Origin of the sequence: Rhizobium alarense (genome assembly GCF_021555155.1) — a bacterium.
Taxonomy (GTDB): Bacteria; Pseudomonadota; Alphaproteobacteria; order Rhizobiales; family Rhizobiaceae; genus Rhizobium_D; species Rhizobium_D alarense.
This window is the reverse complement of sequence record NZ_JAKGBU010000138.1, coordinates 1-7,754: the sequence shown is the minus strand read 5'-3', so window position 1 is coordinate 7,754 and position 7,754 is coordinate 1. Positions and strand designations below refer to the sequence as shown.

The window sequence follows — 7,754 nt, the reverse complement described above, 5'->3', positions numbered from 1 at the left end:
CGACGATCTCGCCGGCAATCGCTCCCTCGACATTGCCACCACGCTCAACCGCGAGGTCGACGGCGATCGATCCGGGACGCATCGCGGCAAGCATCTCTCTTGTGACGAGGCGCGGCGCCTGCCGGCCTGGAATGAGCGCGGTCGTAATGACGATGTCCTGCTTGGCGATATGGCTGGCGACGAGCTCGGCCTGCTTGGCCTGATACGCTTTCGACATTTCCTTGGCATAACCGCCGGCGGTTTCGGCCGCCTTGAACTCCTCGTCCTCGACAGCGATGAACTTGGCGCCGAGCGAGGCGACCTGTTCCTTGGCGGCCGGGCGAACATCCGTTGCGGAAACGACCGCGCCGAGTCGGCGCGCAGTCGCGATCGCCTGGAGCCCGGCAACGCCGGCACCCATGACGAAGACCTTCGCGGCCGGCACGGTGCCCGCCGCCGTCATCATCATCGGCAGTGCCCGGTCATATTCCGCGGCAGCGTCGATCACCGCCTGGTAGCCGGCAAGGTTCGCCTGCGAGGAAAGCACGTCCATCGACTGGGCACGGGTGATGCGGGGCATCAGCTCCATCGCAAAGGCGGTGAGCCCCGCCTTGGCCATGTCGGCGACCGCCGCCTCGTTGCCGTAGGGATCCATGATCGCGATGACGATGGCACCGGACTTGTAACCGGCCATCTCGGCGCCCGTCGGCCGCCGGACCCTCAGGACGACGTCGGCGCCGCCGGCTTCGGCCGCCGTGCCGATTCGCGCACCCGCCTTCTCGAAGTCTGCGTCGGGAATGCGCGAGTTGAGGCCCGCGCCCGCTTCCACGACGACATCGAAGCCGGTCGCCGTCAGCTTCTTAACCGTATCCGGCGATGCCGAGACCCGGCTCTCCGAGGGATCCGATTCCCTCGCGACAAACACGCAATCAGTCACACGCCACTCCTCCCCGAGTCTGGTCGTGATGTTGCGGGGCGCCGCGGACGCGACCCCCGATCATCCCCTCGCGAGGGATGGCGTCAACGCAGCATGAAAAAGCCGAGAACGTTGAGGATGATCAGCAGCAGAAGTGCCGAGAAGAAACCGGCGCTCGTGAAGAAGCCGGCGGCCATCGCGATCAGGAGCGTGGCGCAGAACATCGTGCCGTATTTTGCGGCGCCGAGAAAGAAGCTGTAGGTCTTCTCGTGCTCGGCATAATCCATCGACGCGCCGGTTTCGACCGGTCCGGAATGATGTTCGGCCATCGTCATACTCTCCTCGTTCGGCGGCCTGGAGCGCGGTCACTATCCGGCGTCAGCGACACCGGCCGACCCCCTCGACCACAAGACATGCGTGTCTCTGGCCATACACAATGCCTTGCGAAAGCGCAACGCAGGACCCTGCGGCGAATTCGACATTTCTCGCCTGAAAATGTCTCAAAAATGCCGAAGGAACGGGCGGACTTCCGCTCAGGCCTCAGCTGACGAGCGTTGCAGGGCGCGGTTCCGCCCATCCATGGCCGAAATGCGCGAGACGGGCCGTCGGACGGACCGTGAGCGGGCTGAAGGGCATCACGTCGCCACGACCGAACATCATGCGGCGCTCGAACGACTCCGACTTGAAGAAGGGGAAGCGCTGGTAGAGCGGCGGCAGCACCTCCTTGGTGCGCGTCGCCATCAGCGTGAGATCGATCTTGTAGTCGCCGCAGTTCTTCTGCGGCGAGACGATCGTATCGGCATCGAACACCCGCTTGTAGAAGGCGGCGTGCTGTGGCTTCACGAGCTGCAGGCAGCGGTCCACGGTGAAATAATCGGTCGCCATGGTCGCGATGCGAAGCGTCAGATAGGGGATCGCCGGCATCTCGCTCAAGACCTCCGGATCCGCGGCCAGGCGGACCGGGTCGATCAGCGTCATGCCCGCATCCAGGAATGCGTTGATCTCCTTCGGAAAGATCGAGCCCGACGAACTCACGCGGTGCTCGGGCGTTACATAGTGCAGACGCACCGTCGAGATCAGGCGCTCCTCGTAGTAGATGCCGAACACATAGGCGTGGCTGTCGAAGTCGATATCGTCGATCAGCGTCGAGCCCTTGAGCGGAAGGATGTCCGCCATCTTGTAAGCCTTGAACCGGATGCGCGCGATGTCCTCCATGTCCTCACCGGTTTCGACACGCCGATATTCGACGCGGTCGAGCAACTCGAGAAGCTTGTCCGAGAACCGATTCGTCGCACTTTGAAGTCTGGCCATGATGGGTGGTTGCCTCGATTGGTGCGCGCAGGCGCTATGCTCACGGCACACTCAACCATTTCCGGCAATTTGTGTAAATTACCAATTATTAACCTTAACAAAAGGTTAATTCTAATGTTCAAATACTTAAATTAGAAACATCAAATTTTAGAATGATTCAGGCGACGCGCTGGCCGTTCTTGCCCTGCCCCTGGCCATGCTGGGCGGCGCCGGCCTTCGCTGCGAGCGCTTGGGTCATGTCCTCGAGCGCGGCCAGCGACATCGGCGCAGCGAAGACGTAACCCTGGATGAGATCGGCACAGCGATACTTGTTGAGAAGGTTCAACTGGTCCTGGGTCTCGACACCTTCGATCACAATCCTGAGGCCGAGCTCCCGCGACATAGTGACGATGCCGCGCAGCAGCTTGAAGCGGCGCGCATCCTCGCTGATGTTGCGCACGAAAGACCGGTCGATCTTGATGACGTCGAGCGGCAGGCTGTCGAGATAGCTGAGGCTCGAATAGCCGGTGCCGAAGTCGTCGATGGCGATCGTGATGCCATGCGCACGCAGTTCCTGCAGGATGGCGTGAACCTTTACCGGCTCCTCCATCAGGCAGCTCTCCGTCACTTCCAGATGAAGCCGCGACGGGCTGAGGCCGACCGCCTGCAGCGCCTCCGTGACAACGGACACGATCGCCGTGCTGCGCAGATCCTGTACCGAAAGGTTCACGGACACGCCCATATAGTCCGGCCAGGCGGCGCAGTCGCTGCAGGCGCGGCTGATCATGAAGCGCGTGATTTCCGAGACGATGCCGATCTCCTCGGCGATCTGGATGAAGACGTTCGGCGCGACCGGCCCGCGTTCGGGGTGAACCCAGCGCGCCAGCGCCTCGCAGCACTCGATGCGCGAACCGTCCGGCTGGACCATCGGCTGGTAGGCGATGGAAAGCGAACCGGCCGCCACAGCGTCGCGCAGATCGGCCTTGAGCTTCTGGCGCTCGAGATAGCGCGCATCCATCTCTTCCTCGAACGCGGTGAAGCCGCCCTTGTCGCGCAGCTTCGTTTCGAAGAGCGCCAGGTCCGCCTTGATCTGCACGTCCTCCAGGCGCAGGTTCTCGCTGCCGGCCAGCACGGCGCCGGCGCTTAGCGACACCTGCAGCGCCAGGCCGTCCACATCGTAGCTGCCGCAAAGTTGCTCGTGCATCCGTCGCATCCGCGTTTCCAGATCGCGCCGGTTGCCGTCGTTGGGAAAGAAAACGACGAATTCGTCGCCCATGAGATGCGCCGCGATAACCTTGTCGCCCGCCTGTTTGCGAACGCGCTCCGCGATCATGCACAGCAGGCGGTCACCGGCCACATGGCCGTTCATGTCGTTGACGTGCTTGAAGTCGTCCACGTCGAGAACCATGAAGCCGACGGTTCCCTTGCGCTTGCGTTCGGCGAGCACGGCCTGCACGAGGTCGTGGAAATAGGCGCGGTTCGGCAACCCCGTCAGGCTGTCGAAGCGCACCATGTGCAGGATCTTGCTTTCCGCCCGGATGCGCGCCGTCACGTCCTCGAAGATCAGCACGGCGCCGCCGTCCTCGCGGGCGGAGGCGGTGAATTCCAGATAGAGGTCGTCCGTTACCTGCACGAGGGCGCGCGACCGCCGCCCTTTCAGGAGTTCGTCGAGTTGCCGGAGGACCGAACGGCTCTGGTCGGGGTTGAGGAAGGTGTTGCGCACGCCGAACCGTAGCACGACATCCAGATGACAATCCTTGAGCCGTGCCTGATTGCCGAGATGCAGCAGTTCGCAGGCCCGCCGGTTGGCCACCACGATGCGATGATCCGCATCCAGCATGAAGAGGCCGTGCGGCATGTTGTTGAGCGCCGTGTCGAAACGGTCGGCGATCGTCGTAATCTCGCGGGTGGCGAGCACGTTTTCATAAAGGAAAGCCCGCACACCATTCGCCATCATGCGTGTCGTGAGGATGAACGGCAGGATCAGCACCGCCAGTACCGCATGGTAGAAGTCCTGCAGAACCAGGAAACCGACGACCATCGGGACGCAGGCGGAGAGCGTGATGTAGTCGACCGCCCGGCGCGAGCCGTAGTTGCGACCGACGACCGACACCATCGACGCAAGCGTCACCGCGATGCAGGCGAGTTCCGCAAAGCCGTCGCCGCTGAAGGTAAGGCTGTAGCCGCAGGCCGAGCCGAGAACCGTCGTCGTCGCGACGGCGCCGCGATTGTACCAGTTTTCCCAATAGCGGATGCCCGCCATGTCGAGGCTCGTCTTCTCGACACGATCGAAGCGGCGCATGCCATGGGCGCGGAGCGACCAGATGAGAATGACGAGCGCGCTGCAGACGAGAAAGAAGCGATCGGCCGTTTTCGCATAGACGAACGAAAACGTGACGACATGGGAGATCATGCCGACAAACAGGGTTTGACGATTTCCATAAAGCGAACTGACGAAGGACAGGTACACGTCCGTCGGCAGCGTGCCTTGACCCTTATCCTTCATGGACGCGGAGCTCCCAATGTCGGGACAAGGCGTACGCGCGAAATTTTAATGAATGATTTCGGTTAATTACACAAATACTGGGAATAGACGAACACAATATGTGCGCAAACAGCGAAAAGACACAAGCAACTGCAACCTCAATTAGCATATTTACCTTTATGATTGCACGATCACAATCAGGAATAGTTGATCTCTGCAAAAGATAGATACGTCGCCTCCGATCGGGCAGCGTGCCGCGGATTTGCCGGTCGTGCCCGACAGGTAGACTTGATCGCGCTGTGGTTAACCGCTGCTTGCCGCATCATGGCCAGATTTGACAGCATTCGTCCGGGACATGCGTGGTCCGGCATGACAAGCTGTGACAATTCCGGGCGATTCCGGCGTTTGCCGACGAAATCGACTGAAACTTGGGAATTGACTGGTTGCCCGATTGGTTGCAAATCCATGCAGGTCAATCGCTCCAAGGAGAGACGTCATGCGCCTGCCCGTCGTCGCCATTCCCGCCGACAGCCGCGAGTTCAACGGCAATGTCTGGCATGCGACACCGAAACAGTATGTGCGGGCGGCGGTCGAAGGCGCGGGCGTGATGGCCTTTCTCGTACCCGCGCTCGAGCGCGGCCATGATTTCGATTCGATACTCGACCGCGTCGACGGCGTGCTGGTGAGCGGCTCGCGCACCAACATCCACCCATCCCTCTACGGCAAAGTGGCGACCGAAACGGACGGGCCCTACGATCCGGCGCGCGACGCGACCAGTCTGCCGCTGATTCGCCGGGCGATCGACCGGGGCATACCATTGCTCGCGATTTGCCGGGGCATCCAGGAATTGAATGTCGCTCTCGGCGGTACGATCGCCTCGGAAATCCAGGATATGCCAGGCCGGTCCGACCACCGCAAGCCCGACGTGCCGGAACTCGACATCGCCTACGGCATCCGCCAGGTCGTGAAGGTCAAGGAAGGAAGCTGCCTTGCGACCGCCATCGGCACGGGCGACATCGAGGTAAACTCCCTGCACCGGCAGGCGATTGCCGATACCGCACCGCGCCTCGCCGTCGAGGCCGTCGCCGAGGACGGCACGATCGAGGCGGTCTCGGTGATCGACGCGAAGGCCTTTGCCGTCGGTGTCCAATGGCATCCGGAATACTGGGTCGGATCGGACGAGACGTCGAATCGTCTGTTCAGGGCTTTTGGTGATGCCGTTCGCGCCTATGCCGCACGCAAGACCGCCTCGGGCGTTGCCGCCTGACGGCGGCGCCGGCTCCCGTGCGACGCAGCTATTCGCCAACGATCAGCGTGATGATCGCGTCGGGCACATCCACGGCCTCATAAGCTGCGCCGTCGGATTGAGCGACCGTCAGCACCGCTGTTCCGCTCGCATCCGCAAGCACCGCCGTGCCGTCTCCGTTTTCCGTCCACGTCGTTGCCCGCGACAGGCCCGGCCACACGGTGTCGCAGGCCGTCTCGGTCATGAAGCGCGAACTCCGGTTGCTGAGCCTTTCGCCGCGCTCGGCGAGGCAGGCGGTGGCAGCCGTTATGTTGGAGATCGAGAGTGATCGGCCCTGCGTTGGTACGCTGTTGGATATGACTGGGTCCGGCCGGTCGCCGGCTGCCCAAATGCCGACGAGAAGCATCGCGCCGATACCGGCAAAGGTCAGGATCTTCACGGAACACTCCTTCGCATCTCGTGCGAATCGCATCCCGTCAGGATGTGCCTGCAACCTTAACAGAAGCTTGTGGCCCGCGCGGCGGGGCTATGCCGTCTCCGGCACCGATGTCAGCGCCCTGCCGGTGTCGAACCATGCGACGAGATTGTCGGCCACCAGGTCGGCCATCGCGTCGCGCGTCGCGACGGAGGCGGATGCGACATGCGGCAGGAGGCAGGCATTCGGCAGGTCGAGCAACCCGCCGGGAACGTGCGGCTCGTCCTGGAAGACGTCGAGGCCGGCCGCCGCGATCGTCCCGTTTCGCAGCGCCGCCTCCAGATCCTCCTCGTCCACCGTCCAGCCGCGGCCGACATTGATCAGGACACCGGTGGGTCCAAGCGCCGCCAGGACCTCGGCATTGATCGTCTTGTGCGTGTCCGCGGTCTTCGGAACGATCGCGATCAGCGTGTCGGCCGCCTGCGCGAGCGCCAGGAGGCTGCCGTAGTGCTCGTAGGGCACGTCGGTCCGCCGGCTGCGTGTATGGTAGCTGATTGTGACGCCAAATCCCTCGAGCCGCCGCGCGATGGCGAGCCCGATCCGGCCGAGGCCATAGATGCCGACATGCCGGCCGCGAAGCGTCAGCGGCGTGAGGCGATAGGGGCCCTCCTTCGCCCAGCGCCCGTCGCGCAGCCAGGTCTCGGCGCGTGGCAGTTCGCGAAGCGTGTTGAGAAGCAGGCCGACCGTCGTGTCGGCCACCTCGTCGTTGAGCACGTCCGGCGTATTGCTGACGACGATGCCGCGCGCCGCGGCAGCCGTCACGTCGATGCCGTCATAGCCGACGCCGAAACTGGCGATCACCTCGAGCGCTGGCAGCCGCGCGATCATCGCCGCGTCGAGCCTGCCGGACACCGCCACGCCGCGAATCGTCGCGGCTGTTGCGTCGTCGATCTTGCCGGCATCGGCCGTGTCGATCAGCACGACGTCGAAATGCCCGTTCAGCCGCTCGATGACGCGCTCACGGATCGGACCCGGAACGAGGATGCGTGGCCGTTCGCCAGACATGGTGCCTCCCTGTGCTTGTGATGACCGGCCTCAGCCGTCGTGGTGCGGCCGAAGCGGCCCCGTGGATTGCCGGATGCGCATTTCCGGCTTGATGAGGTGGATACCGTCCGGCTCGTGGCTGCCGGAGAGCTTGTCGAGAAGAGCGCGCGCGGCACTGCGGCCGACCTCGGACTGGCCGTTCCAGACGGTCGTCAGCGCCGGCGTGGCGATCGCCGCCTCCTCAAGATCATCGTAGCCGGTCACCGATACGTCCCGCCCCGGCACCAGTCCGGCGCGTGCGATGCCGTTCATCAGACCGATCGCCACGAGGTCGTTCCAGCAGACCGCGGCCGTTGGCTTCTGCGGCAGCGAGAGGAAA

Annotated in this window: 8 protein-coding genes; 1 reads left to right on the top strand and 7 read right to left on the bottom strand. The window is 63.3% G+C overall.

All coding sequences use genetic code 11. From position 1 onward, the window contains the following. From LXM94_RS24910 to LXM94_RS24895, 4 genes are all read right to left on the bottom strand, one after another. A partial coding sequence (locus LXM94_RS24910) for an NAD(P) transhydrogenase subunit alpha (protein ID WP_235774453.1) occupies window positions 1–916 on the bottom strand: 916 nt, incomplete at its 3' end. An 83-nt stretch (window positions 917–999) separates the two neighbouring features. Further along, entirely contained in the window at window positions 1,000–1,224 is a 225-nt protein-coding gene (locus tag LXM94_RS24905; RefSeq protein WP_235774451.1) for an aa3-type cytochrome c oxidase subunit IV, read from the bottom strand. A 211-nt stretch (window positions 1,225–1,435) separates the two neighbouring features. Next, window positions 1,436–2,206, bottom strand: coding sequence for an N-acyl amino acid synthase FeeM domain-containing protein (locus LXM94_RS24900; protein WP_235774449.1), 771 nt, complete (start codon window positions 2,204–2,206; stop codon window positions 1,436–1,438). A gap of 157 nt (window positions 2,207–2,363) precedes the next feature. After that, window positions 2,364–4,691 (bottom strand): putative bifunctional diguanylate cyclase/phosphodiesterase, encoded by a 2,328-nt coding sequence (locus tag LXM94_RS24895; RefSeq protein ID WP_235774447.1) that lies wholly within the window; start codon window positions 4,689–4,691, stop codon window positions 2,364–2,366. Window positions 4,692–5,166: 475 nt separating this feature from the next. On the opposite strand from LXM94_RS24895, the gene LXM94_RS24890 reads away from it, so the two are divergent. After that, complete coding sequence (locus LXM94_RS24890) at window positions 5,167–5,937, top strand: gamma-glutamyl-gamma-aminobutyrate hydrolase family protein (protein ID WP_235774445.1); 771 nt, start codon at window positions 5,167–5,169, stop codon at window positions 5,935–5,937. Between the two features lie 28 nt (window positions 5,938–5,965). Here the strand turns inward: LXM94_RS24890 and LXM94_RS24885 are convergent, their stop codons facing one another. From LXM94_RS24885 to LXM94_RS24875, 3 genes are all read right to left on the bottom strand, one after another. Beyond that, on the bottom strand, window positions 5,966–6,355 hold the full coding sequence (locus LXM94_RS24885) for a hypothetical protein (RefSeq protein ID WP_235774443.1): 390 nt from the start codon (window positions 6,353–6,355) through the stop codon (window positions 5,966–5,968). Window positions 6,356–6,442: 87 nt separating this feature from the next. Next, entirely contained in the window at window positions 6,443–7,396 is a 954-nt protein-coding gene (locus LXM94_RS24880; protein WP_235774441.1) for a 2-hydroxyacid dehydrogenase, read from the bottom strand. A gap of 30 nt (window positions 7,397–7,426) precedes the next feature. Next, on the bottom strand, window positions 7,427–7,754 hold a 328-nt coding region (locus LXM94_RS24875), incomplete at its 5' end, for a substrate-binding domain-containing protein (RefSeq protein WP_235774439.1).

Excerpts from the sequence above, each read along its gene's own strand:
- LXM94_RS24905 (WP_235774451.1), bottom strand. The coding sequence starts at position 1,224 with ATGGCCGAACATCATTCCGGACCGGTCGAAACCGGCGCGTCGATGGAT.
- LXM94_RS24900 (WP_235774449.1), bottom strand. The coding sequence starts at position 2,206 with ATGGCCAGACTTCAAAGTGCGACGAATCGGTTCTCGGACAAGCTTCTC.
- LXM94_RS24895 (WP_235774447.1), bottom strand. The coding sequence starts at position 4,691 with ATGAAGGATAAGGGTCAAGGCACGCTGCCGACGGACGTGTACCTGTCC.
- LXM94_RS24890 (WP_235774445.1), top strand. The coding sequence starts at position 5,167 with ATGCGCCTGCCCGTCGTCGCCATTCCCGCCGACAGCCGCGAGTTCAAC.
- LXM94_RS24880 (WP_235774441.1), bottom strand. The coding sequence starts at position 7,396 with ATGTCTGGCGAACGGCCACGCATCCTCGTTCCGGGTCCGATCCGTGAG.